At 74.6% G+C, this 23973-nt stretch carries 18 protein-coding genes; 5 read left to right on the plus strand and 13 right to left on the minus strand.

Features of this window, described 5'->3' with window-relative positions; translation table 11 throughout:
• Window positions 1–43 precede the first annotated feature (43 nt).
• The 7 genes from GSY65_RS11230 to GSY65_RS11260 all read right to left on the minus strand — a co-directional run bounded on the left by GSY65_RS11230 (window position 44) and on the right by GSY65_RS11260 (window position 9104).
• Window positions 44–1282, minus strand: coding sequence for a cytochrome P450 (locus GSY65_RS11230; protein ID WP_159767199.1), 1239 nt, complete (start codon window positions 1280–1282; stop codon window positions 44–46).
• 197 nt (window positions 1283–1479) lie between these two features.
• Entirely contained in the window at window positions 1480–1896 is a 417-nt protein-coding gene (locus GSY65_RS11235) for a hypothetical protein (RefSeq protein ID WP_159767200.1), read from the minus strand.
• 168 nt (window positions 1897–2064) lie between these two features.
• Entirely contained in the window at window positions 2065–3129 is a 1065-nt protein-coding gene (locus GSY65_RS34300; RefSeq protein ID WP_159767201.1) for a ketoacyl-ACP synthase III family protein, read from the minus strand.
• Window positions 3130–3156: 27 nt separating this feature from the next.
• Window positions 3157–4812 (minus strand): phosphopantetheine-binding protein, encoded by a 1656-nt coding sequence (locus GSY65_RS11245; RefSeq protein WP_159767202.1) that lies wholly within the window; start codon window positions 4810–4812, stop codon window positions 3157–3159.
• Window positions 4802–6388 (minus strand): class I adenylate-forming enzyme family protein, encoded by a 1587-nt coding sequence (locus GSY65_RS11250; protein ID WP_159767203.1) that lies wholly within the window; start codon window positions 6386–6388, stop codon window positions 4802–4804. The genes GSY65_RS11245 and GSY65_RS11250 overlap by 11 nt, the downstream gene beginning before the upstream one ends.
• The gene (locus GSY65_RS11255) at window positions 6385–7449 is read right to left on the minus strand and encodes a ketoacyl-ACP synthase III family protein (protein WP_159767204.1); all 1065 of its coding nucleotides are present in this window, start codon (window positions 7447–7449) and stop codon (window positions 6385–6387) included. The genes GSY65_RS11250 and GSY65_RS11255 overlap by 4 nt, the downstream gene beginning before the upstream one ends.
• Window positions 7450–7835: 386 nt before the next feature.
• Entirely contained in the window at window positions 7836–9104 is a 1269-nt protein-coding gene (locus GSY65_RS11260) for an MFS transporter (protein ID WP_159767205.1), read from the minus strand.
• A gap of 194 nt (window positions 9105–9298) precedes the next feature.
• Here GSY65_RS11260 and GSY65_RS11265 point away from each other — a divergent pair, with 194 nt between their 5' ends.
• Window positions 9299–10900 carry an MFS transporter gene (locus tag GSY65_RS11265; protein ID WP_236579741.1) on the plus strand — a complete coding sequence of 534 codons (1602 nt, stop codon included), beginning with the start codon at window positions 9299–9301 and terminating at the stop codon, window positions 10898–10900.
• A 341-nt stretch (window positions 10901–11241) separates the two neighbouring features.
• On the opposite strand, the gene GSY65_RS11270 is transcribed toward GSY65_RS11265, so the two are convergent.
• Both GSY65_RS11270 and GSY65_RS11275 read right to left on the minus strand, forming a co-directional pair.
• On the minus strand, window positions 11242–12033 hold the full coding sequence (locus GSY65_RS11270) for a thioesterase II family protein (protein ID WP_236579742.1): 792 nt from the start codon (window positions 12031–12033) through the stop codon (window positions 11242–11244).
• 292 nt (window positions 12034–12325) lie between these two features.
• Entirely contained in the window at window positions 12326–13162 is an 837-nt protein-coding gene (locus GSY65_RS11275; protein WP_159767206.1) for an AfsR/SARP family transcriptional regulator, read from the minus strand.
• Between the two features lie 252 nt (window positions 13163–13414).
• On the opposite strand from GSY65_RS11275, the gene GSY65_RS11280 reads away from it, so the two are divergent.
• From GSY65_RS11280 to GSY65_RS11295, 4 genes are all read left to right on the plus strand, one after another.
• Window positions 13415–13783, plus strand: coding sequence for a TIGR04351 family putative TOMM peptide (locus tag GSY65_RS11280; protein ID WP_236579743.1), 369 nt, complete (start codon window positions 13415–13417; stop codon window positions 13781–13783).
• The gene (locus GSY65_RS11285; RefSeq protein ID WP_159767208.1) at window positions 13780–16164 is read left to right on the plus strand and encodes a TOMM precursor leader peptide-binding protein; all 2385 of its coding nucleotides are present in this window, start codon (window positions 13780–13782) and stop codon (window positions 16162–16164) included. The genes GSY65_RS11280 and GSY65_RS11285 overlap by 4 nt, the downstream gene beginning before the upstream one ends.
• A 58-nt stretch (window positions 16165–16222) precedes the next feature.
• Window positions 16223–17803 (plus strand): SagB/ThcOx family dehydrogenase, encoded by a 1581-nt coding sequence (locus tag GSY65_RS11290; RefSeq protein WP_159767209.1) that lies wholly within the window; start codon window positions 16223–16225, stop codon window positions 17801–17803.
• Between the two features lie 121 nt (window positions 17804–17924).
• Window positions 17925–19178, plus strand: coding sequence for a sensor histidine kinase (locus tag GSY65_RS11295; protein ID WP_159767210.1), 1254 nt, complete (start codon window positions 17925–17927; stop codon window positions 19176–19178).
• Between the two features lie 92 nt (window positions 19179–19270).
• Here the strand turns inward: GSY65_RS11295 and GSY65_RS11300 are convergent, their stop codons facing one another.
• The 4 genes from GSY65_RS11300 to GSY65_RS11315 form a co-directional block, all read right to left on the minus strand.
• Window positions 19271–19876, minus strand: coding sequence for a response regulator transcription factor (locus GSY65_RS11300; protein ID WP_159767211.1), 606 nt, complete (start codon window positions 19874–19876; stop codon window positions 19271–19273).
• Between the two features lie 98 nt (window positions 19877–19974).
• Window positions 19975–21048 (minus strand): ScbA/BarX family gamma-butyrolactone biosynthesis protein, encoded by a 1074-nt coding sequence (locus tag GSY65_RS11305; RefSeq protein ID WP_159767212.1) that lies wholly within the window; start codon window positions 21046–21048, stop codon window positions 19975–19977.
• A gap of 67 nt (window positions 21049–21115) precedes the next feature.
• A complete protein-coding gene (locus GSY65_RS11310) occupies window positions 21116–22759 on the minus strand; it encodes an FAD-dependent monooxygenase (protein WP_159767213.1) in 1644 nt (547 codons plus the stop codon).
• Window positions 22756–23502, minus strand: a complete 747-nt coding sequence (locus GSY65_RS11315) for an HAD family hydrolase (RefSeq protein WP_236579744.1) — start codon at window positions 23500–23502, stop codon at window positions 22756–22758. The genes GSY65_RS11310 and GSY65_RS11315 overlap by 4 nt, the downstream gene beginning before the upstream one ends.
• Between the last annotated feature and the right edge of the window lie 471 nt (window positions 23503–23973).

Here is a 23973-nt window from a genome sequence, read left to right on the forward strand (position 1 = left end):
GGACCCGGGCAGCGGTCTGTGGGCCGGCGATCACCGGCGGAGGTCACCAGGTGACGGGCATCCGGCTCAGGGCGTGCACCATCATGCCGCTGGTGAGGCTGAGGTTGTCGACGTCGTCGGCCAGGGCCAGCCGGGGGAAGCGGCGGATCAGCGAGGAGACGGCGATCTGCAGCTCCGCGCGGGCCAGGGCCGCGCCCAGGCAGAAGTGCGCGCCGTGGCCGAGCGCCAGGTGGGCGCCGGCCGAGGGCCGCGCCGGGTCGAAGGCACCGGAGTCCGCCCCGAAGCGCTCCGGGTCCTGGTTGGCGGAGGCGACGGCCGCGATGACACCGCTGCCCTTGGGGATGGTGGTGCCGGCGATCTCGACGTCCTCCAGGGTGACGCGGAACGGGCCGCCGTCACCGATGGGGTTGATCCGCAGCAGCTCCTCCACCACGTGGTCGATGCTCTCGGGGTGCTCACGCAGGGCGGCCAGGTGCTCGGGGTGGCGCAGCAGGGTCAGGACGCACTTGCCGATCATGCTGACCGTGGTCTCGTGGCCGGCGACCAGCAGGGTGATGCCCATGGTGATCAGCTCGTGCTCGCTGAGCCGGTCGCCGTCGTCGTCGTGCACGGCGACCAGGGCGCTCATGAGGTCGTCGGCGGGCTCCTCGCGCTTGCGCTGGACCAGCTGGGCGAGGTACTGGACCATCGACATCCGCTGTTCCATCACCTCGTCGGCGGTGTGCGCCGTGAGGGAGACGAACGCGTCGGACCAGCCGCGGAAGCGGTCCCGGTCCTCGAAGGGCACGCCGAGCAGTTCGCAGATGACCATCACCGGCAGGGGGAAGGCGAAGACCGGGTTGAGGTCGACCGGCGGGGACAGCTCCTCCATCTCGTCCAGCAGCTCGTCGGTCAGCTGCTGGATGCGCGGGCGGAGGTTCTGCACGCGGCGGGCGGTGAACTCGCGGGAGACGAGCCTGCGCACCCGGGTGTGCTCGGGCGGGTCCATGGTGAACAGGCTGCCGGGCATGGGCGGGGCCGCGGTGAGGCGGGGGGCGCCCTCGGCCAGCATCGCCGCCCGGCTGAACCTGGGGTCGGCCAGCACGACGCGGGCGTCGTCGTACCGGCTGACGACGTAGCCCTCGTCGCCGCTGGGCAGCCTCACCTTGGCCACGGGGCACTTGGCGCGCAGTTCCTCGTAGACGGGGGGCACCTCCACCGCGGACGGACGGTGGAAGGGGTACTCGTACTCGGTCTCGCTGTCGGTCCCGGTCCCGGCGGGGGGCACTGAGGCGGTGTCCATCGGTGTGGCCTCCAGGGCTACTTCGGTTCACAGACGTGTCGGGCTGCCAGCCGACAGTCGCAGGAGCGCCTTGTGCAGCGATAAAGGCTCCCTGTACCGGCGGGGGCGCGCACGGACGGCCCCCAAGGGCGTCGGACGCGCACGGAAAAGGCCCGCGGCCCCGGGGGAAGGGCGGCGGGCCTGGGACCGTGGCGGGTTCAGCGCTGCCAGCCGTCCGGTGTCCGCAGGCCGAAGCCGAGGGCGCGGGCGAACGCGATGGAGGTGAGCCAGCTCATGCCGAAGGTGAAGGGGGCCGCGATGTCCTCGGGGCCGTCCCCGAGGAAGGAGAAGACGACCATGATCGCGAACGGGATCACGGCCCGGTTCAGGAGGTTGTGCAGGGGTACGGCCCGGGGAGCGAGCTGACCCGGCTCGTGGGGCCGGCCCAGCCCGGCCAGCCGGCCGAGGAAGGGCAGGGCGGCGCCGAGGGCGGCCCCCGGGATCACCCAGCCCATGTGCTTGAGCACCTCGAAGACGTCCCAGAGCAGCAGGAAGGCAGCCAGCACGCCCCAGGCGACGCGCAGCGGTAAGGGCGCGGAACTCCTCGTGGCGCCGGTGGACTCGGTCATCACCATGTATCTCTCCTCGGTGTCGAGGCGTACGGCCCGGGCCGGCCGTGCGGGCCGTACGCTCCGGCCCCGGCCGTACGCCACGAGCGATCGAACAACGCAGTATGCGGCGGGCCGCTGGAGTGGCGCTGAAGCCGCAGGTGGCGGGCGGATCCTTCCCGCCCGCGCACCCGGTCACGCGTCTGCCGGCCCGGCACCGCCCGGACCGCGCAGCGGCTCCCACCGCGGTACGTCGAGGATCTCGACGACGGCGCAGGTGCAGCTGAAGCCGGAGCCGCCGCCGACGAGCAGCACCCGGTCGCCCGCGGCCAGCTCCCGGCGCTCCAGCAGGTCGTTGAACCCGGCGATCTGGTCGCCGGCGCCCAGATGGCCCACCGTGCGGGCGAACTCCCAGGTGGCGCGTTCCACGGGGATGCCCAGCAGTTGCGGCACCTGCCACTCCAGCCGGCTGCGCCCGCTGGCGAGGGCCACCACCCGGTCCACGTCCGTCCTGGCCATGCCGGCGTCGGCCAGCACGGTGTCCACGACGGCGTTCACCACCGCCGCGACGCGCTCGGTGGCCTCCCGGACACCGCCGTGGGCGCGCATGTAGTGCCCCACCCGGCCCAGCAGGTCCAGTGGTTCACCGGACGGCAGGGGACGCAGTCCGGGGCCCCGCACCACGGCCTCCAGCGAGTTGTCGGCGCCGGTGGCCGTGGACAGCAGACGGGCGAAGCCGCCCCGCGCGGACAGCAGCAGCGCGGTGGCGCCGTCGCCGTAGACGAATCCGGGCTCGCTGCTCCAGCGGCGCACCAGGGGCGCCCCGAAGCGGTCCGCGGTGGTGACCATCGCGGCTCCGCCGTCCGGGCGCGCGGCGACCTGGCGGGCCGCGATCTCCAGCGCGCCGAGGCCGCCGTTGCACTCCTGCTCCAGCCCGAAGGCGGGCACGCCCCGGCGCAGCGCGTGGCCGGCCACGTAGGAGGCGGCGGGCCACATCTCGACGCCCTGGAACCAGATGCCGCTGTGGATCAGCAGATCCACGTCCGCCACGTCCACCCCGGACCGCTTGAGCGCGGTCGTCGCGGCGTGGACGGCCATGTCCGGCGGGGCCATGGACTCGTCGGCGACGGACACGGAGACGATCTCGTCCGCCGCGTACTGCTCCGCGTCGTACGCGCCGGACTCCACGGCCGACCGGGCGTACTCGGGTTCGCCCAGCCACACCCCCGTCCCCGCGACGTACACACTGTCCCACTGCATGAGGTCTCCTCTCCGGCCGCTGGGGGGTCAGGCCGATCCGACGGACTGCTCCCGCAGGGCGGCCACCACGCGCCACAGCGAGGCGGGGGTGGCGAAGGTGTCGGCCGCCAGCTCGGAGTCGGGGACGGCGATGCCGTACGTCTCCTCCACGCGGACCAGGACCTCCACCATGGCGAGCGAGTCGAGGCCCGCCGCCTTGAGGCTGGTGTCGGGCCGCAGTCCGCCCTTGGCGGCGAGCCGGGGCAGGGCCTCCAGGAGCAGCGTCTCGAACGTCGCGTCCCAGGGCGCGGCCGGTGCGTCCGCTGCGGCGGGCGCCGTCCGGGTGGTCGTCTCGTTCATGGTGGTGAGGTCCTCCGTACGGGATCCGGTGAGGGGTGCGACGCCGTGGCGGCGCAGGGCCAGGCGGGTGGCGGAGACGGTCTCGCCGCCGTCCACGACGATCTCGGCGGGCGCCGGGTGGCCGAGGAAACCGAGCAGGCTGGCGGAGAGGCCGTAGGCGCCCACGTTGGGGAAGGCCAGCAGGTCGCCCGCGCGCAGTCCGGGCAGTTCGGCCGCGCGGGCGAGGATGTCGGCGGGGGTGCACAGCGGGCCGGCGAGGGTCACGGTGACCGGTTCGCGGTCCTCGGCGCCGTCGGTCAGGTCGTCGGTCAGGTCGTCGGCCGGGTCCGCGGGCCGGCCGGTGTCCGCCAGCGGCCGGGCGGACAGGGGCAGCAGCCGGCCGAGGCCCGAGAGGCCGCCGAGGTGGTTGATGCCGGAGTCGAGCACCGCGTAGGTGTTGCCGCGGCTGTTCTTCACGTCGGTGACGGTGGTCACCAGCCGGCCGCTGTCGCCGACGAGGTGGCGCCCGGACTCGAAGGCGATCACCGGTTCGCCGTCCCGCCAGCCCGGCAGGTGCTCGTCGAGCACGGCGGTCAGGGCCGTGCGCAGCCTCCCGTACACGGGCCGCTCGCCGGGCGTCGCGTACGGGGCGGCGAAGCCTCCGCCGAGGTCCAGCAGGTGCAGGGGGATACCGAGTTCCTCGCGGAGCTGGGCGGCGGTGCGCACGCTCTGGGCGAGTTCGGCGATGAGGCCGTCCTCGTCGCGGGAGTTGGTGAGCGGGAAGAAGTGCATCCCGACGATCCGGACTCCCTTCACCAGGAGCCTCGCCCCGTGCTCGGCCAGGTCGTCGAGGTCGAAGCCGAACTGGGACGGGCCGCCGGTCATCCGCAGCCCGGCCTGGCCGGGCGCCCCGGCGGCGTTGATCCGCAGGACGCAGTCCGCGGTGACGCCCTGGGCGTCGGCGGCGGCGCCGATGCGCTCCAGGTCGCCGAAGGACTCGGCGGAGAAGGTGCGCATCCCCGCCGCGATCGCCTCGTCGAGCTCCGCGGGCACCTTGCCGGGACCGGAGTACATCAGTTCCGCCGCCGGGTGGCCCGCTTCCAGGGCCGCGGCGAGTTCCCCGCGCGAGGTGACCTCGGCGCGGGCCCCGCCCCGGCGCAGCTCGGCGACGAGATCGGGATGGGAGTTGGCCTTCAGGGAGTAGTAGACGCGGCACGGCTGGGGCAGCGCGGCCCGCAGGTCCTCCAGCGCGGCGCGCACCCGGGCCAGGTCGTAGACGTAGAGGGGGCTGCCGTACCGCTCGACCAGCCGGCGGGCCGTCAGGTCGTCGGCGGGGTGCCCGGTGCGGTCGTGGTCAGTGGCCATCGGTGCCCTCCATGAGCCGTCGGCGCAGCTCCTTGCGGTCGGTCTTGCCGTTGGGGGTGAGCGGGAGCGCGGGCAGCACGTGGCACACGTCCGGTACCTTGGCGGCCTCCAGGCGGTCCCCGAGCCGGGCCAGCACCTGCTCGCCGGTGACGTCCGGGGTCTCGCCGACGACGAAGAGGACCATGTCGCGGTCCTCCTCCGGGACGAGCAGCGCCGCCTCCCGCACGCCGTCGATGTCGAGGACGGCGGCCTCGATCTCGACGGAACTCATGCGCGAGCCGCGCCGCTTGAACAGGTCGTCCCGGCGGCCCTGGAAGTAGACGTGGCCGTCGGCGTCGAGGCGGCCGTAGTCACCGGTGTGCAGGGTGACCGGGCCGCCGTCCGCGCCGGGCCGGAAGCGCAGCGCGGTCTGCTCCGGGGCCCGCCAGTAGCCGGCCATCACGTGCGGGCCGCGCACCACGATCTCGCCGGTCTCCCCGGTCGGCAGCGGCCGGCCCTCGTCGTCGACGACGAGCACCTCGGTGCCGGGCAGGGCGGGCCCGACCGAGCCGGGGCGGGCCAGGTCGCCGTCGGGCTCCAGGATGGTGATGCGCTTGCACTCGGTGGTGCCGTACATGGGGGCCACCGACGCGCCGGGGAACGTCTCGCGCAGGGTGGCGATGAGGGGGGCGTTGAGGGCGGCGCCGGTGTTGGTGAACAGGCGGATCCGGGTGGGCCGGGGGTCGCGGGAGGCGAGCTTGACGAGGAGTTCGCCGAGCGACGGGACCAGCGGCACGACGGTCGCCCCGTGGTCGCGGGCGAAGCCGAGGAGCCGGGCGTGGTCGGCGGGCCCGGACAGCAGGAGTTCGGCGCCGGCGAGCGCGCTCAGCAGGATCTGGTAGAGGCCGTAGTCGAAGGAGAGCGGGACGGCGGTCAGGACGACGTCGTCGGCGCGGTAGTCCAGCCGGGCGGCGATGGCGCGGGCGGCGAACGCGACGGGGCCGTGCGGGCAGGCCACCGCCTTGGGCGCCGAGGTGCTGCCGGAGGTGTAGATGAGCAGGGCGAGCCGGTCGGCGGGCACCTCGGTCCCGGTGCGGGCGGCCGGGTCGGCCGGTCCCGACAGGTCCAGTTCCGACACGACGGCGACCGGCACCTCGGCGGGCCACGTCAGGCCCTCGGCGCCCGCGCGTTCGGCGGCGTCGACGACGATCAGGGAGGGCTCGGAGTCGGCGAGCACCGCCTGGAGGTGGAACGCCTTCATGCCCGGGTTGATCGGCACCAGGACGGCGCCGCTGCGCCAGGTGCCGTACAGCAGGGCGGTGAACTCCTTGACGCTGTCGACGCGGGCGAGCACCCGGTCGCCGGGCCGGATGCCGCGGCGGCGCAGCTCCCTGGCGAAGGAGTCGGCGGCGGCGTCGAGTTCGGCGTACGTCCACACGCCGTAGCGGTCCCGCACGGCGGGGGCGTCGGGCCGCCGGGCGACGGCGGCGGTGAGGAACACCTCCGCGGCGTTGTCGACGCGGGGGGCGGTGTCGGTGCCCACGGCGTTGTCGATCAGTGCCGTGCCGGGGAAGGTTCCGATCACGGTCGCGGTCATCGCTGCTCCTCGGGTGTCTGCGGATCGGCGGCCGGGGTCGCCCAGCCCGGTGTGCGGAGGATCTCCAGGACGGCGCAACTGGCGGTGCCGGGGCCCGCGGAGAGCATCAGCACGCGGTCGCCCGGACGCAGGGCCCCGGTCTCGGCGAGGTCGTTCAGCGCGGCGAACTGGTCGCCGGCGCCGAGGTGTCCGGTGCGACGCCCGAACTCCCAGGTGGTGCGCTCCTCGGGCACACCCAGCAACTGCTCGGCCTGCCACTGCATCTTGCTGCGGCCGCCGGTCGGGATGACGGCGTGGGCCAGCTCGTCGGGCGTGGTCCCGGCCTCGGCCAGGGCGTCGTCGACGGCGCCCTTGACCATGGCGACCAGCCGGTCGGTGGCCTCGCGGATGTTGCCGCCGCGGGAGCGCAGGTAGTGGGCGAAGCGGCCGGCGTGGTCGTAGGGCTCCTGGGTGGGCAGCGGGGTGAGGCCCGCTCCCCTGGCCAGCGCCTCCATGCGGTTGTCGGCGCGGGTCACGGTCGACAGGACGCGGGCGAAGCCGTCGCGGTTGGAGAGGACCAGGGCGGTGCCGCCGTCGGCGTAGACGAGGCCCGCCTCCGCGCTCCAGCGGTTGATGAGCGGCTCGGCGAAGCGGTCGGCGGTGGTGAGCACCACCGCGGCCTCGTCCTGCTCGGTGGTCAGCTGCCGGGCCGCCAGCTCCAGGGAGCCGACGGCCGCGTTGCACTCCTGCTTCACCTCGAACGCCGGCACGCCCCAGTGGACGGCGTGGTCGGCGACGTACGAGGCCACGGGCCACATGGTCTGGCCCTGGAACCAGACGTAGTTGTGCAGCAGCAGACGCACGGTCTCCGGGGCCAGAGCGGACCGCTTCAGCGCGGTGGTGGCGGCCTGCACGGCCATGTCGGGTGGCGGGACGTCCTCACCGGCCACCCGGACGGACAGCAGGCCGTCCGCCTCGAACTGCTCGGGGTCGTACTCACCCGCCTCCACGGCGGCGCGGGCGGAGAACGGTTCGGGGAGCCAGGCCCCCGTCCCCGCCACGTAAACGCTTTCCCAGCGCATGGTTCTCCCATCGTCGGTTGGCTCACCCATGGATGACCGGGCAGCCGGGCCGCACGGCCGGGCTCCTGGGATCCGCCCTGCGGGGATCGTCGGCCCTGCCGCTTTGGCCCGGCTAAAGACCGGGGGCGGGCGCGGCGGGCGCGGGGAACGGCTCGGGGACGACGGCACGCGCGCGTTCGAAACGGCGGGGGGACGGCCCGCGCGGGAGCGGGGGCGGGGGCGGGGGCGTGCGCGGGGGCGGAGGCGGAGGCGTGCGCGGGGGTGGGAACGGGATCGCGGGAGCGGAGCGGGAACGCGCGCGGGGTGGGAACGCGTGTGCCCCGGCTGCCGTGCGGGCAGCCGGGGCACGTCCGGGCGGGCGCCGCGCCGGGGGACGCGGGGCGCCGTCAGCCGACGGTGGTCCGGGGCGCCTCCGGGCGCGGGACGCGGGCGGCGGATCCGGCCGGGTCCGGCGCGGTCAGGGAACGGGCCACGAGCAGGACGCCCAGCACGAGCAGCAGCGGCACGCACATGGCCGCGCGGTAGGAGACGGCGGCTCCGACGGCCCCGACCAGGGGCGGGCCGACCAGGAAGCCGACGTAGTTGAAGAGGCTGACGCGTGCCACGGCGGTGTCCTCGGCCCCCGGCAGCCGCTGCGCGCCGATGACCAGGGCCTGCGGGATGATGACGGACAGTCCGACGCCGAGCACGGCGAAACCGAGGACGGCGGTCAAGGGTTCCGGCGCCGCGGCGACGACGGCGAACCCCAGGGCGGCGAGCACGGCGCCCGCCCGGACCACGGCCGCCGCCCCCCACCGCTGCACCCAGCCGTCGCCGAGCGCGCGGCCCAGCAGGGTCGCCACCATGTAGAGGCCGTACGGGACGGTCGCCATCGCCTCCGAGCTGTGCAGGGTGTCCTCCAGGAACTTGGCGCTCCAGTTCGTCGCGGTGGAGTCGGCGACGACGGACACGGCCATGATCAGGCAGAGCGGCAGCAGCGGCTTCCAGGGGACGCCACGCCGGCCGGCCGGCCGCGCCGGGGCCGTCCCGGCGTCGGACGGGGCGGCGGTCGGGGCGCCGGACGGGGCCCCGCTCGTGGTGGCGGTGCCGGCCGGCCGCGCGCCGAGGCGGGGGCCGGCCGCCACCGCGGCGGGGAGCAGCATGACGACCGACGAGGCGAACACGGTGAACAGGGAGAGGTGCCAGTGGGCCCCGGCCCAGGACAGGGCCGCGCCGAGGATGCCGCCGAGGCTCGCGGCGCCGTGGAAGCCCAGCATGATGCTGCGGCCGTAGCCGCGCTGGATGCCCACGCCGGTCATGTTCAGGCTCGCCTCCATGGCGCCCACCAGCAGCCCGAAGGCCACCAGGCAGACGGCGAGCTGCCAGACGGCCTCGCCCGCGCCCACCCCAACCAGCGCCAGGCAGATCAGCGGCTGCACGACCCGCACCACGACGTGCGGGGGGACCCGGCGGACCACCCGCGCGGCGGTGACCGTGCCGACGCCGGCCAGGACCGGGACGGCCGCGAGGGCCAGCGGCAGCTCGCCGTCGCTGAGTCCGTACCGGTCCTGGATCGCCGGGATGCGGGTGACCAGCAGGGCGAAGACCGCGCCGTGGACGAGGAAGATCAGCAGTAGTGCGGAGCGGGCCTGCCGCAGCCGAACCGGGAGCTCCATGGCACCTCCTTCGGTGTTCGCCGCCGCTCACCCGAGGGCAGCACCGCCCGGACCGTAGGGAGCGGCGCTGAAGCGCGGCTTGAGCGGACGGCGGCACGGCACGGGGCGACGGCACCCGCCGCAAGTCCCCCTTCAGCGGGGCCCGTGAGGGTGGCGGGGACCGCTGTGCCCGCCACCGACGGAGGACCGAACCCATGACCGGCACCGAGACCGCGGATCCCCGCCGCTGGTGGATCCTCGGTGTGCTCTCCCTCGCCCTGTTCGCGATCGTGCTCAACAACGGCCTGCTCAACGTGGCCATCCCGCAGATGATGCGGAGCCTGGACGCCGACGTCGGCCAGATCCAGTTCATCGTGGACGGCTACGCCCTGGCCCTCGCCGGGGCGTTGCTGACCGCCGGAACGCTCTCCGACCGGTACGGCCACAAGCGGGCGACCCTGCTCGGGACCACCGTCTTCGGCGTGGGTTCGCTGGTCGGGATGACCGCCGACGGCACCGGCCAGCTGATCGGGGCGCGGGTGCTGATGGGGCTGGGTGCCGCGTGCATCATGCCCGGCACGCTCGCCGTCCTCGTCGACGTCTTCCCGCCGGCCGAACGGGCGCGGGCGATCGGTGTGTGGAGCGGCTGCTCCGCGCTGGGGGTGGCGGCCGGTCCGGTGGTCGGCGGCGCCCTGGTCAGCCACTTCTGGTGGGGCTCGATCTTCCTGGTGAACCTGGTGCCGGTGGCCGTGGTGCTGGTCGCCGGCGCGCTGCTGCTGCCGGAGTCCGCCGATCCCTCGCCGCGCCGCCCCGACCCGGTGGGCGCGCTGCTCGGCACGGGCGCCATGGTGGGGCTGGTCTTCGGGACGATCCAGGCGGCGAAGCACGGCTGGACCTCCACGGGGCCGGTCACCGGCTTCACCGTGGCCGCCGTCGCGGGCGTCTGCTTCGTGCTGTGGGAACGCCGGCACCCCTCCCCGATGGTGGACTTCGCGCTGCTGCGGCGGGCGCCGTTCATCGGGGCGAGCGTGAGCATCCTGCTGCTGATGTTCGGTCTGGCGGGCACACTGTTCGTGCTCACCCAGCGGCTGCAGTTCGCCTTCGGCTACGGGCCGCTGCGCGCCGGTCTCGCCGTGATGCCGGTGGCGTTCGCCGTGCTGCTCGGCACGGTGGTGTGCCCCGCGCTGGTCCGCCGGGCCGGACCCGGCGGCAGTGTCGCCGTGGGTCTGGCGCTCGGGGCGGCGGGGGTGCTGGTCCTCGGCCGGGTGGGCGAGGGCTACGCGCCCGTCCTCGCCGGGCTGGTCCTCGCGGGCATCGGCTTCGGGCTCGCGATGGGGCCCACCACGGACGTGGTGATGTCGCTGGTGCCGCCGGAGCGGTCGGGGGCGACGGGTTCGCTGGACATGACGATGCAGGAGTTCGGCAACGCGCTGGGCGTCGCCGTGGTCGGCAGCGTGCTGGCCCACAGCTACACGGACGCGATGACCGACGCAGGCCGGCCACGGGCGGCGCGGCGCACACTGGAGAGCGCCCTGGCCCTCGCCGAACGCACCGGAGGCGACGCGGGACAGGTGCTCGCCGCGGCCGCGAGGTCGGCCTTCGACCACGCCGCCGGGGTCGGCCTGACCGTGGCGGCGGCCGGCGTGGCGGTCGGCTCGGTGGTCGCCGCCCTGCTGATGCCGGGCCGCGCGGCGGTCGGCGGCACGTCCGGCGGGGCGGGAGCGCGGGCCGACGGCACCGGAGCCCCCGGAACCCCGGCACCGGGAGGCCGGGCTCCGAAGACCCCGGCCCCGGCGGGACGGACGCCCGTCGGCTGAGCCACCCCGACGACTACACCCCGCCGACGGCATCCCGGTGGCGTGCGGCGTGCGGCGTGCGGCGTGCGGCGTGCGGCGTGCGGCGTGCGGCGTGCGGCGTGCGGCGTGCCCAACGACCGGGTGGGCGCGCGGCGTGCCCAACGACCGTGTAGGCGTACGGCGAGCCGTAGCTCGGGCGCACCGGCGGACCCGGCGCGCGGGGGGCTGCCCCTCGGGCGGACGGCCCGTCACACGCGAACGGCCGCCTCCCCTCCGCGAGTTCGGGAGGGGAGGCGGCCGCTGTGTGCCCGGTGCCCGCCGGCGGCCTCGGGCTCCGCAGGGCCCGGACCGCCGCAGGAGGGTCAGTCGCTCGGCGCCCCCACCAGGTCCATGCCGAGCAGGTCGGCGATGTCGGTGTACCGGCTCAGGACCTCCGTGAGCCGGTCGAGGAAGGCGCTCTCCTGCTCCCTGATGTAGAAGTGGCCGCCCGGCACCACCACGGTCTCGCAGTGCACCGTGGAGTAGAGCGACCATTCCCGCACCTCGGGGACGGTCACCAGCCGGTCCTCCGCGCCGGCGAAGGTGTGCAGCGGGATCGGCAGCGGGGTGCGGTCCACGCTCCCGGCGCCCTCACAGAGCATCAGGTCGCCCCGGACGACGGGCAGCAGCGCCGCCAGCCATTCCGGGCGGTCCAGCAGCACCCGGGGCAGACCTCCCAGCGCGGACAGCCCGCGCATGAGTTCCATGTCGTCCGCCACGTAGCCGTGGGTGAGGGGCGGGGCGGGCAGGTGCGGGGCGCGGTGCGCGCCGAGGAGCAGCGCGAGGGGCAGCCGTTCGCCGCGGGCACGGCGGTACTGGGCCAGGGCGAACGCCACGAGGGCGCCCATGCTGTGCCCGTACAGCACGTGCGGGCCGTCGAGTTCCTCGCCGAGTTCCCGGTCCAGGTCCGCGACGAGCGCGGGGAGGTCGGTGAAGCGCGGCTCCGCCATCCGGCCCTCACGGCCGGGCAACTGCACCGGCAGCACCTCCACGCCGGATCCCAGCCACCGCTGCCAGCCCGCGTAGGCGGAGGCGCCGCCACCCGCGTAGGGGAAGCAGAACATGCGCAGGCGACCGTCGTGGCGTGTGCCACCGCGTCTCAGATATCGCGTCATAGTGCCCCGGAACTCCTCTCGTCACGCGGTGGCCACCAGGTGACCAGCCCCCGCAGTGCCCACAGCGTCGGGAGCGGCGCTTAAGGGCCGCCAAACCACGACAGGGCCCGAAGAGGGAGGAACGTCCCGATCGCCCGCACGGCCACCGGCCACCCGCCATCGGCCACCGGCCACCGGCCACGGGCCACGGGGCGACCGGGAGCCCGCGGCGGGGCGGTGGGGGGCAGACCGAGGCTGTGGGGGGGCGGACCGGGAGGGCTGTGGGGGGGGACGGACCGGGGCGGGGCGCGGGTCAGACCGAGGCGGGGGTCAGCGGCCTGACGCGCGACGCGGGGCCGTCGGACACGGCCGGTTCGGGGGACTCCAGGACGGGGTCGGCCCGCAGGATGGCCTGGTGCAGCCGCTGCAGCCGCGTCGACGGCTCCAACGCCAGCTCACGGATGAGGCACTGGCGCAGCCTCTGGTAGATGCCGAGAGCGTGGGAGGGCCGGCCGCAGCGGTACAGCGCCAGCATCAGCTGCGCGTGCACGGTCTCGTGCAGGGGGTGCTGCGCGGCCAGGGCGGTCAGCTCCCCGAGCAGCGCGGCGTGCCGGCCGAGCCGCAGGTCCGCCTCGATCCTGGCGTCGAGCGCGCCCAGCCTGGTCTCCTCCAGCCGTACCGTCTCCACCTCCAGCGCCCGGCCGATCTGCACGTCGGCCAGGGCGGGGCCGCGCCACAGCGCGAGCGCCTGGTGCAGCAGGACGGACGCCTCCCGGACGGATCCCTCGCGCAGGGCGGTCTGCCCCGCCGCGGACAGCCGCTGGAACTCCGTCGCGTCATAGGCGCCGGCCACGTCGAGCGCGTAGCCGCCGTACCGCGTGCACAGGACGTCCTTGGGGCCGCGCACCGCGGTCGGGCCCAGCGCCGTGGCCAGTCGGCGGCGCAGCTGCCGGATGTACGTCTGGAGGGTCGCGGGCGCGGTGCGTGGCGGCGCGTCCCCCCACAGTTCGTCGAGCAGGGTGGACACGGTCACGACCTGGCCGGCGTGCAGCGCCAGCAGGGCGAGCACCTGGCGGGGCTTGGCCGCGCTGGGCACTACGGACGTGTGGTCGAGCTGGGCGACGAGCGGCCCCAGGACCCGGACCTCCATTGTGGTTCTCCCTCCAGCCAAAACCGCTCGGCTAGCGTTTCCGAGCGCTCCACAGTGGCACGGTGGCCCGCGCCGCCCCAGTGAGCGCTTCATCGCTGCCGCGTGAATTACGGAGGCGGTGACCCATGACGAATTCACATGGGAGGCGTGAGGGGAACACTGTCGGTGACGACCCCGCTGCCCGAAGAATCCTGTCTGCCGGTCCGATCACGGCGACTTCCGATCCATCCACAGGTCATTGCGGAGGGCAACGTGCACGAAGGCGTTATTCCCACTCTCGACGGTACCCGCGCCACGGACCAGACCGGGGGACTCGACGACCGGCTGCCCGGCCAGGAACTGCGCTTCATGGAACTGGTGGCACGGGCGTGGCTGGAGCCGGAGCTGTCCCGGCGCTACCAGGTGGACGCCACATCCGTGCTCGACGAGTTCGGCGTCACGCTCGCCCAGGGGCAGCTGCCGCCCTCGCTGCCCGAGAACCCGTTGGGCGACCTGACCATCGAGGAGCTCTCCCAGCCGACGACCGCGCACGCGTTCCTCTGCTTCTGCCTGACCGATGACGTGTCCCCGCAGGCCCGGTCCACGGCGTCGGGGCCCGGCAGCCGGAGGGTCGTGCGGTGACCGCGGTCTTCGGTGAGCGTCCGGCGCACCCGCCGAGAACGCACGATCCGCGGCTCGTGGGGTTCCGCAGTCACCTGAGGGCGGAGGTCGTCGCCGACGACGCCGCGTACCTCCTGTCCGACCGGGGGGTGACCGCGCTGCAGGGCGATCACATCGAGGCCCTGGTGCCCCTGCTGGACGGCACCAGGGACCTGCCGTCGCTGCTGCGGGACGCGGCCCCCGAGATACCGCCCGAGCAGGTCGGCCGGCTGATCGGGCGGCTCGCGCAGGCCGGTCTGGTGGGCTACTCGACGCCGGTCGCGGTCACCGGCGGCCCCGCGGAGGCGGGCCGGCCGGCCCGCGCGTTCTGGGAGCTGGCCGGACTGGACGGCACGGTGGCGCTGCGCCGGCTGGCCGGCGCCCGGCTGGAGATCCTCACGGTGGGCGGGGCGAACGCCGAGGGGGTGCTGGAGGCGTGCCGGGCCGCGGGACTCGCGGTGGCCGCGGACGGCGGGGCCCACGGCGCGCACCGTGTGGCCGGGAACGACCTCGCCCCGCTGTCCCTCGTCGTGTGCGACGACTACCTGAACCCCGAACTGCGGGAGATCGACGCCCTGCACCGGGCCACGGGGCGGCCCTGGCTGCTGTCCCGGCCCGGTGGTTCCACCACGTGGGTGGGCCCGGTGTTCCAGCCGGACTCCGGTCCCTGCTGGTCGTGTCTGGCGCACCGGCTGCGCGGCCACCGGCTGTGCGAGGCACCGGTGCGGCGGGCGCTCGGCCTGACCGGTCCGGTGCCCAGGCCGGCCGCGCAGGTGCCGCCGTCCGCGGCGGCGGCCGCGCAGCTCACCGCGCTGGAGACGGCGAAGTGGCTGGCCGGCTACCGCTATCCGGGCCAGTCCGCCGTCCTGACCCTGGACACGCTCGCCCTGACGACCCGTCACCACGAGCTGCGGCGCCGCCCCCAGTGCCCGGACTGCGGTGACCCCGGCCTCGTCGCACGGCAGGTGGGCCGGCCGGTGACCATCGTCTCCCGGCCGAAGGCCCCGTACGGGGGCGGCGGGCACCGGGCGCTCTCCCCGCAGGAGGTCCGCGACCGGTACGCGCACCTGGTCAGCCCGGTGACCGGGGTGATCGAGGAGATCCGCAGGGACCCGCGGGCACCGTCGGGCCTGCACTGCTACCTGGCGGGCCGCAACGCCGCGCTGGGCGCGACCGACCTGGCACGGCTGCGGGCCGGGCTGCGTCACCTCAGCGGCGGCAAGGGCGCCACCGCGCTGGACGCCGAGGTGAGCGCCATGTGCGAGGCGCTGGAGCGGTACAGCGGCACCCTCCAGGGGGACGAACCGCGCACCAGGGACAGCCTGCGCGGCCTGGGGGACGTGGCCGTCTCCCCGGACGCCTGCCAGTTGTTCGCCCCCCGGCAGTTCCGCGACCGTGAGCGGTGGAACGCCCTGCACGACGCGTTCCAGTACGTTCCCGAGCCCTTCGACGACCGGGCTCCGGTCGACTGGACGCCCGTGTGGTCGCTCACCGAGCAGCGGCAGCGGCTGCTGCCGACCGGCATGCTGTACTTCCCGGGCGCCGCCGACGGCTCGTCCCGGCCGGTGGCCGGGCGGCGCTCGCTGCGCGCCGACTCCAACGGCAACGCCGCGGGCAGCAGCCCGGAGGACGCGATCCTGCACGGCTTCCTGGAGCTGGTGGAGCGGGACGCCGTCGCCCTGTGGTGGTACAACCGCACCCGGCAGCCCGGTGTGCGGCTGCACGGCACCGGCGGCTTCGGCGACGCCTGGACCGACGAACTCCTCGACCTGTACCGGCACATGAACCGTGCGGTGTGGGTCCTGGACCTCACCTCCGACCTGGGCGTCCCGGTGTTCGCGGCGGTGTCGCGGCGCACCGACAAACCCGCCGAGGACATCATGTTCGGGTTCGGGGCGCACTTCGACCCGGCGGTGGCGCTGCGCCGCGCGCTGACCGAGATGAACCAGCTGCTGCCCGCGGTGATCGGCGCACGGCCCGACGGCACGGGCTACGGCACGACGGCGCCCGAACCGCTCGGCTGGTGGTGGGGGGCGACCGTGACGACGCAGCCGTACCTGCTGCCCGACCCCTCCCTCCCGGCGCGCGGCCCGGCCGACTTCACCTTCCACCACCGGCCGGACCTGCGGGACGACGTCGACGCCGTCGTCGAGCTGCTGCGCGGGCACGGCATGGACCTGCTGGTGCTCGACCAGACCAGGCCCGACATCGGGATCCCGGTGGTGAAGGTGGTCGTTCCCGGACTGCGGCACTTCTGGGCGCGGTTCGCGCCCGGCCGGCTGTTCGACGTGCCGGTGCGGCTGGGCCGGCTGTCCGCGCCGACACCGTACGACGACCTCAATCCCGTCCCCTTGTTCCTCTGACTGTTCATCTGCACGCGGCGCCCCACCGCCGTCCCCCCATGCCCCACAGGAGCCCCCTATGACCGCCGAGAGGCCGTTGAGCACCGTCGTGACACCGCAGAGCGAAAGGCGCTGCGTCGCCTTGTGGTCGCTCCGTGAGGACGTCCTGGTGGACATGGGCGGCCCGACCAGTCCCGTGGTGCTCTCCGGGCGGTGGGGGGAGACCCGGCTGCACCGGGCGGGCCCGCTGGTCCGCGAGGCGCTGCGGCGGATGAGCCTCGGCCCGATCTCGCTGGCCAACGTGGCGGCGGAGATGGCCGCCGGCTCCGCGCGCCCCTCCTCCCCCGGGGCGCGCACGGCCACGGTCACGGGTGCGCAGGCCGAGATCCTGATGGTGCTGCACCGGCTGCAGCACATGGTGGTGCGCTCTCTGACGCTGGAGGGCGCCGACCAGCCCCTGCTGTCGGTGGTGCCGATCGCGCAGTCGGCCCGGTACCGGCCGGACGCCGTGGACCGGCAGCGCCCGGTGCGGCTGTCCCGCTTCGCGTTCCTGCGCAGCGAGGGCGAGGGGTTCGTGCTGGAGGGGCCGGTGTCGCTGTACCGGGTCGTGCTGCACGGCCCGGAGGCGGCGTGGGTGGTGAGCATGCTCGGCCGCGCGCTCACGGTCGACGAGATCGCCGCGGCCGTGCCGCTGCCCGCGGCGGTGGTCGCGGAGATCGTCGGCCATCTGCTGGGGACCGGCATGGTGCTCGCGGCGGAGCAGCCGTCGCCCGCGGCCGACCGCGGCGGACCGGGCGGGGACGACGAGAGCCGGGGCGGCGGTGCCCCGGTCCCGTGCTTCGCGGAGGACCGGGACCCGGCGCTGCTGTCGTGGGGGGCCGTCGACCTGCTCTTCCACAGCCGTTCCACGCTCGGCCGGCACGACGCGGACTTCGGCGCGACCTATCCGCTCGCCGGGCGGCTGCCCCCGGCCCCGGCCCTCAAGCCGCTGCCGGACGGCCCGCGCATCGCCCTCCCCCGGCCCTCCCTGAGCGAGGTGACGGCCGCGGACCCGCCGCTGACCGACGTGGTGGAACGGCGCCACAGCATCCGGAGCTACGGCTCGCAGCAGCTCACCGCCGCCGTGCTGGGCGAGTTCCTGTACCGGGCGCTGCGGGTCCGGGGACTGCACGAGCGGCAGGGCGAGGGCCGGCACGAGGAGGCGTACACCGACCGGCCGTACCCCAGCGGGGGCCGCGCCTACGAGCTGGAGTTCTATCTCACCGTCCGGGACTGCGCCGGCATCCCGCCGGGCACGCACTACTACGCGCCGCTGGAGCACTGCCTGGTGCAGATCGGCGACGGCGGGGCGGACTCGGCGACGGCGGAGCTGCTCGCGGAAGCGCGGATCAGTGCCGGGCTGACGGACCCGCCCGCGGTGGTCATCACCATCACCTCGCGCATCCACCGGCTGTCCTGGAAGTACAGCGGGCTCCCCTACGCGCTGACGCTGAGGCACGTCGGGGCGGTCATCCAGAACTTGTACCTGATCGGCACCGCGATGGGCCTGGCCGCCTGCGCGCTGGGGAGCGGTGACGTCGAGTTGGCCGCCCGCACCACCGGCACGGACTGGCTGACGGAGCCGAGCGTCGGGGGCTTCGTCCTGGGCACGGCCCCGTGACTGTCACCAACCGTCCCTCAAAATCGCACAGTTGGTCCATGAGTCCTGCATTTAATACTTACAGTTCAATGATCCCGCATACACTGGTCGCTCCTTGATCCCGTTCTGGTGAGGGGCTTTCATGGAGGCAGCCGCGCCGGGCGCGGAGACAGTGGTCGACCGCTCCTTAGGGGAAACCGCCACCGGCGGGGTCGGCGGCAATCCCACCCTGTCGGCGGCGGTGCGCGCGCTGGGCCTCAGTGCCCCACCGCCCCGGCTCGCCCGGAGTGTCGTCCTCATCGTCGAGTGCGGTTTCGTCCTGACCGGCTTCCTGAACATCGCGGACGCGAGGCCGGGGCCGTTGACCCTCGTCGCCTCGGCCCTCGGGTTCAGCCTGGTCTTCCTCCTTCAACTGGTGCACACCGCCCAGCGGCTGCGGCGGTTCCGGGCCCGCTGGTACCGGTGGACGCTCACCCTGCAGGCCCTGCTGACCTATCTCCCGCTGTTCGTGCTGGGGTTCGGCTGGGGCGGCATGGCCGGCTTCCTGGGCGCCTCCCTGCTGCTCGTGCTCCGGCCCACGGTGGCCTGGCCGCTGTTCGGGCTGGTCGCCGCGGCGGCAGCGGCCACCGGCCCGCTGCTGGGCATGCAGGTCGTCGGCTCGGTGTACATCGCCGTGTCCACGGTGCTGACCGGGCTGATCGTGTACGGCCTGAACCGGCTCGCGCAGCTCGTGGTCGAGGTGCACGCGGCCCAGACGGAGCTGGCGCGGCTGGCCGTCACCCAGGAGCGGCTCCGCTTCGCCCGGGACCTGCACGACCTGCTCGGCTACAGCCTGTCGGCGGTGACCCTCAAGAGCGAACTGGCGTGCCGTCTGGTGCCCGCGGCCCCCGAGCGGGCCCTGGAGGAGCTCAAGAGCATCCTGGAGATCTCCCGGCAGGCGCTGTCCGACGTGCGCACGGTCGCCCGCGGCTACCGGGACATGTCGCTGTCCACCGAGGCGGTGTCGGCGCAGGCGGTCCTGGCCGCCGCCGGCATCCAGGCGGAGGTGGAGTGCCGGCTGGACCTGCCCGAGGGGGAGGTCAGCACCATCATGGCGACCGTGCTCCGCGAGGCCATCACCAACCTGCTGCGCCACAGCAAGGCGGAGCACTGCCGGATCGAGTTCCGCGGGACGCCGTCGGGCGAGCTGGTCCTCACCATCGCCAACGACGGGGTCCAGAAGGCCGCAACGGCCTTCCGGGAGCTGTCGGACGGCTCGGACGGCAGCGGACTGGGCAACCTGCAGTTCCGGCTGGCCTCGATCGGGGGCCATCTGCAGTCCGGGCTGGACGAGGCGGGCTGGTTCGTCCTGCGGGCCGCGGCCCCGCTGCGCCGGACCGCGCTCCAGACCGACTGAGACCTGCGGCCGCGGGACCGGGCGGGGACCGGGCAGGGACAAGGAAGCGCGGGCCGGGCGGGGGTGTCGCGTCCCGCCCGGCCCGCGGCCCCTCACAGCCAGCCGCTCTCCCTGGCGACCCGGATCGCGTCGACCCGGTTGCGGGCGTTGAGCTTGGTGACGACCGTCGTCAGGTAGTTGCGCACCGTCCCGACGGACAGGAACAGCAGACGCGCGATGTCCGCGGCCTCCGCCCCGTCCGCGGCCAGCCGCAGCACCTCCGTCTCACGCGGCGTCAGCGGGTTCTCCCCGTTGTCCAGGGCCGCCAGGGCGAGCTGGGGGTCGATGACCCGCTTGCCCACCGCGACGTCCCGGACCGCGTCGGCCAGCCGGTCCGGCGGCGCGTCCTTGAGGAGGAACCCGCCCACCTGGGCCGCGAGGGCCTTGCGGAGCGTGCCCGGCCGGCCGAGGCTGGTCAGGATCAACGTGCGGCACGACGGCAGCTGCTGGGCCAGCTGGGCCGCCGCGCTCAGGCCGTCGAGGCCGGGCAGGTCGACATCGATGATGGCGACATCCGGCTGGTGCTCCAGTGCCGTGGGGAGGATCCTGTCCCCCCGCTCGACCTCGGCGACGACCGTGAGGTCACCCTCCAGGGCCAGCAGGGCCACCAGGGCCCCACGGACCATGTGCATGTCCTCGGCGAGCAGGATGCGTATCACAGTGCTCCCCCCGGTGGGCCGAGAAGGTCACGTCGGCCCGATTGACGAGGACATTACTTGACAGAGGGTGCCCGTAAAAGATCAGAGAGCGATTTCCTTTAGACTTCACCTTCATTCTGGGTCCACTGCGCCACCTCGATCCGCATGGCGGTGGTGACGGTGCTCTCCTGGACGGCCTGCACCTCGACCGGGATGGTGAAGGTGCCCAGTTCCTCGTCGGAACGGAACCCTCCGACCGTCGCCCGCAGACTGGTGATGCGGTCCAGCTCGGCGTAGTCGGTGAAGTCGGTTTCTATGGACGCGATCGACAGACTGCACGGGTCGAGGCCGTGCAGCCGGGCCACCGAGGCCACCGCCAACTGCCGTGCCGCCTCCATCTGCAGATGGCCCGGCACGTGGTCCAGCGGGTGGTCGAAGACGTGCGGGTGACTGGTGTCCACCACCAACTGGCAGGAGAAGCGGCCCTGTTCGGCGTCCGCGACGGGCTCGGTGACGAACACGTTCCGGGCGTCACGGCGGCCCACGGCGCACGGTTCGGCCGCCGTGAAGCGCGGCAGCAGGAAACCGGGGTGGTCCGGCAGCTGCCGCCTGCTCCGCATGGCCCGGTAGGCGGTCCGGGACAGGATCAGCAGCCCGCCCTCCCCGCGCATCGCGGGCCGCCCGTCGACCACGACGTCGCCGGTGAAGGTGAACCCCTGGACGCGGCCCGCCCGGTTGCGCCGGGTCCGCACGGTCACCTCGACCCGCAGATCGGCCGGGCGCGGGCCGATGCGCAAGGGCTCGAACGCGGTGACCCGCAGTCTGAGGTCCCGGAAGATGAACGCCGAGCCCAGCTCCACCCCCAGATGACGGTGGGCGATCAGGACGCCGGCCTGCCGCACCACCTCCACCAGCAGCGTGAAGTCGTACGACGGGGAGCTCTCCCCGATCAGGTGGCCGCGCGGCAGCTGGGCGGCGACGGCGAAGGTGTCCTCGCCCGTCTCGGCGGAGTCGGTGACGAAGACCTCCGCGATCGAGGCCCGGTGGACGAGGGTGCGGGGGACGGTCGCGTCGTAGCTCAGCTCCACCTCGGCGGCCGGCGGGCGCGCCGGGACCGTCCCGGACGCGGCGACGGGGGCGGGGGCGGGGGCGGCCACGGTGGCGGACGCGGGGGCGGACGTGGACATGCTCATGGTCGGTCCTTCCAGGGGAGTCTCGGTGCCGCGATCGGTTGGCTCGCGGCCGGTCGGCCGGGCCCGCTCAGGGCCGCAGGGACGGCACCGGCGCCGTCAGGGGCTGACGGGACGGCAGCCGGGCGAGGAGCGCGTCGAGGCCGGCCGGGGCGGAGCGGGCCGCGACGACACCGTCCGGCCGCACATACGCGACCCACGGCGAGCCGGCCGGGCCGAGCGTGCGGCCCTGCTCCCGGGCGACGATCAACTCGTCCTCTCCGTGCGGTACTTGTGCAGCTGCGAGGTCGGCGGGCTGGACCCACAGCACCTGTGCCGTGTCGCCGACGCCCCGCTCGCGCACGGCCTGCGCGGCCCGTGCGGCCACCTCACCGGCCGCCTCGGCGCCGTACACCAGCAGGGTGTGCCGCCCGGCCGCCAGGTGGTCGTGCAGCGACGTCGCGGCCGTGCCCCGCACCGGGGCCAGCGCCGCGTCGGGGGACCGCCGGCCGGGCCTCAGGGCCCGCGGCGCGCCGGCCACGGCGCCGGAGGCGTCCACCGCCGGGCTCCCGGAGTGGTCGAGGTCGAGCTGGGCGAGCAGCGGGATCGCCTTGCGCTCCAGCAGCCCGGTGGCCGACAGCACCCGCATGACCGTGTTCCGCAGGAGCCGGGCCGCCGGACGGCGCAGCAGCCACATCCGGGTCTGCTGGTCGCCGTTGGCGACCGCCCGGACGGACGCGGGACGCCGTTCGGCCTCGTAGCTGTCGAGGAGCGCCGGGTCGCCGCCGCGCACCACGGTCGCCAGCTTCCAGCCCACGTCGTAGCCGTCCTGGACACCGGTGTTGAGGCCCTGCCCGCCGGCGGTGGTGTGGGCGTGCACCGCGTCGCCCGCGAGCAGCACCGGGCCCTCACGGAAGCGCGGGGCGACCTTGGCGTGCACCCGGAAGCGGCTCGTCCACCAGGTGCCGTGCAGGCGCAGCCCGCCCGGCCCCCGCTCGTCGAGGAGCCGCTGCAGCAGTTCCTCGGAGGGCGGATCGGTCCGCTCGTCCGGTTCCGTGTCGAAGAAGACCCGGTGGCCCTCGGGCTGCGGGACGATCACCAGCACCCCGTCGGGCGTGATGTGGTGCTGCACCTCGGCCTCCTCGGGCGCGCCCTCCAGCCGGCCGTCCCCGATGAGGAACGTACGGTCGAAGGTGTGGCCCTCGAAGGGGATGCCGACGCTGTCGCGCACCAGGCTGCGGGCGCCGTCGGCGGCGACGAGCCACGGCACCGTCACCGTCTCCCGCGTGCCGCCCGCGCTCAGCGTCACGGTCACGGACTCCTCGGGGCCGCCGCGGTGCACGGTCACCGCCGTGGCGTCGGTCTCCCACTCGACGCTGCCGCCCAGCTCCGTCAGCCGCTCCAGCAGCGCCCGTTCGGTGACGGGCTGCGGTACGCAGAGGGGACCGGGGAACGCGGTGCCCGTCAGTCCGCCGAACCGCACGCCGGCGATCCGCCGGCCCTTCGACCAGTACGACGCCCCGGCCAGCGGGAGGGCCGTCCCGGTGAGCTTCTCGGCGACGCCCAGACGGTCCAGGCATTCGAGCGCGCCGCTCCACAGCACCAGCCCCTTGGGCGCGATGCCGGGGCCGGGACGCCGGTCGACGACACGGCAGGGCACCCCGAGGTCCCACAGCGCGCACGCGGCGGACAGTCCCGTGGGCCCGGCGCCGACGACGAGGACGGGGGCGGTCATCGGGCACCTCCCGCGGCACCGGCGGCCACGGCCAGCGGACGGTGGAGCAGGGCAGAGATCTCACGGACGGCGCTGTCGGTGTCGGCGAACCGCACGGCCCGCATGCCGAGTTCGGCGGCGGCCCGGCAGTTCTCCTCCGTGTCGTCGACGAACAGGCAGCGCCGCGCCGGGGTGCCGAGCCGGTCGAGCAGGATCCGGTAGATCTCCGGGTCCGGTTTGCGTACGCCTTCCCGGTGCGAGTCCACGACCACGTCGAAGAGTTCGTCCACGGGCAGCTGTGCGCGCCACAGCGGCTCCCACTCGCGGACGTTGTTGGTCAGCAGGGCGAGCCGGTGGCCGTCGCGGCGCAGGGCGCGCAGGAAGGACACGAACGGCTCGTTGGGGCGACGGCCCCGGAACCACAGCTCGCCGAAGCTCCGGCCGTCCGCGAGGATCCGGCCCGCCCCCTCGGGGAGTTCGGCGAGGATCCGGTCCACCATCTGCCGCTCGGTGATCGCGCCGGTCTCCAGGGCGGCCATGGGGGTCTCCCCGTGGCGTTCCGTCGCTGCCAGGAACGCCTGCGCCAGGTCGCCCGCGTCGATGCCGGCGAGTTCGGCGAAGGCGGCGAAGGTCTCCACGAGCGGGTTGGTGAGCACTCCGCCGTAGTCGACGACGACCGTGTCGACGGCCGCTGCGCTCCCCTCGGCCACCGCGACGCGGCGTACGGGCCGCGCCTGCGGCCCGGTCTGGTGTGTGGATGTCATCGGGCTGTTCCCCCTTGCTCTGGTCGATCTGCTCGCTCTGGGTGCTGGGGTTGCTCAGGGTGCTGGGGTTGCTCAGGTGATCTGGTGATCTGGGTGTTCTGGTGGTCTGGCTGATCCCTCGGGCCGGGATCGGGATCGGGGTGGTGGGTGGCGGGCGCCGGGGCGGCCGGATGGACAGGTGGGCCGGATTGGGCCGGATGGACCGGTGGGCCGGTAGACCGGTGAGCGGCCGACCGGGCCGTACCGGTCGGGCCGTGCCGGGTCGGGCCGAACCGGGTCGGGCCGGTGGCCGCCGGTCCGTGGGGGCCGTCGCGGCGTGCCGGGCGGTTCGGGGCGGGCCCGGCGGTACCGTCGGCCCCCGGCCGGGCCGGGGGTCCGTGCGGCGTTCCCGCGGCGTCCGCCCGACGCGTTGCCCGGACGCTAACGGCGGGCGCTTGCGCCCCGCCAAAGAGGTGCGGGAGGACCCGTCGA

The sequence above is a fragment of the Streptomyces sp. HM190 genome, from assembly GCF_009857135.1.
GTDB classification, from domain to species: Bacteria; Actinomycetota; Actinomycetes; order Streptomycetales; family Streptomycetaceae; genus Streptomyces; species Streptomyces heilongjiangensis.

What these genes read in the sequence shown, in the direction of transcription:
- GSY65_RS11235 (WP_159767200.1), bottom strand. Translation starts at nt 1,896, where the DNA reads ATGGTGATGACCGAGTCCACCGGCGCCACGAGGAGTTCCGCGCCCTTA.
- GSY65_RS11295 (WP_159767210.1), top strand. Translation starts at nt 17,925, where the DNA reads ATGGAGGCAGCCGCGCCGGGCGCGGAGACAGTGGTCGACCGCTCCTTA.
- GSY65_RS34300 (WP_159767201.1), bottom strand. Translation starts at nt 3,129, where the DNA reads ATGCAGTGGGACAGTGTGTACGTCGCGGGGACGGGGGTGTGGCTGGGC.
- GSY65_RS11315 (WP_236579744.1), bottom strand. Translation starts at nt 23,502, where the DNA reads ATGACATCCACACACCAGACCGGGCCGCAGGCGCGGCCCGTACGCCGC.
- GSY65_RS11270 (WP_236579742.1), bottom strand. Translation starts at nt 12,033, where the DNA reads ATGACGCGATATCTGAGACGCGGTGGCACACGCCACGACGGTCGCCTG.
- GSY65_RS11230 (WP_159767199.1), bottom strand. Translation starts at nt 1,282, where the DNA reads ATGGACACCGCCTCAGTGCCCCCCGCCGGGACCGGGACCGACAGCGAG.
- GSY65_RS11265 (WP_236579741.1), top strand. Translation starts at nt 9,299, where the DNA reads ATGACCGGCACCGAGACCGCGGATCCCCGCCGCTGGTGGATCCTCGGT.
- GSY65_RS11250 (WP_159767203.1), bottom strand. Translation starts at nt 6,388, where the DNA reads ATGACCGCGACCGTGATCGGAACCTTCCCCGGCACGGCACTGATCGAC.
- GSY65_RS11310 (WP_159767213.1), bottom strand. Translation starts at nt 22,759, where the DNA reads ATGACCGCCCCCGTCCTCGTCGTCGGCGCCGGGCCCACGGGACTGTCC.
- GSY65_RS11305 (WP_159767212.1), bottom strand. Translation starts at nt 21,048, where the DNA reads ATGAGCATGTCCACGTCCGCCCCCGCGTCCGCCACCGTGGCCGCCCCC.
- GSY65_RS11275 (WP_159767206.1), bottom strand. Translation starts at nt 13,162, where the DNA reads ATGGAGGTCCGGGTCCTGGGGCCGCTCGTCGCCCAGCTCGACCACACG.
- GSY65_RS11255 (WP_159767204.1), bottom strand. Translation starts at nt 7,449, where the DNA reads ATGCGCTGGGAAAGCGTTTACGTGGCGGGGACGGGGGCCTGGCTCCCC.
- GSY65_RS11245 (WP_159767202.1), bottom strand. Translation starts at nt 4,812, where the DNA reads ATGGCCACTGACCACGACCGCACCGGGCACCCCGCCGACGACCTGACG.
- GSY65_RS11290 (WP_159767209.1), top strand. Translation starts at nt 16,223, where the DNA reads ATGACCGCCGAGAGGCCGTTGAGCACCGTCGTGACACCGCAGAGCGAA.
- GSY65_RS11260 (WP_159767205.1), bottom strand. Translation starts at nt 9,104, where the DNA reads ATGGAGCTCCCGGTTCGGCTGCGGCAGGCCCGCTCCGCACTACTGCTG.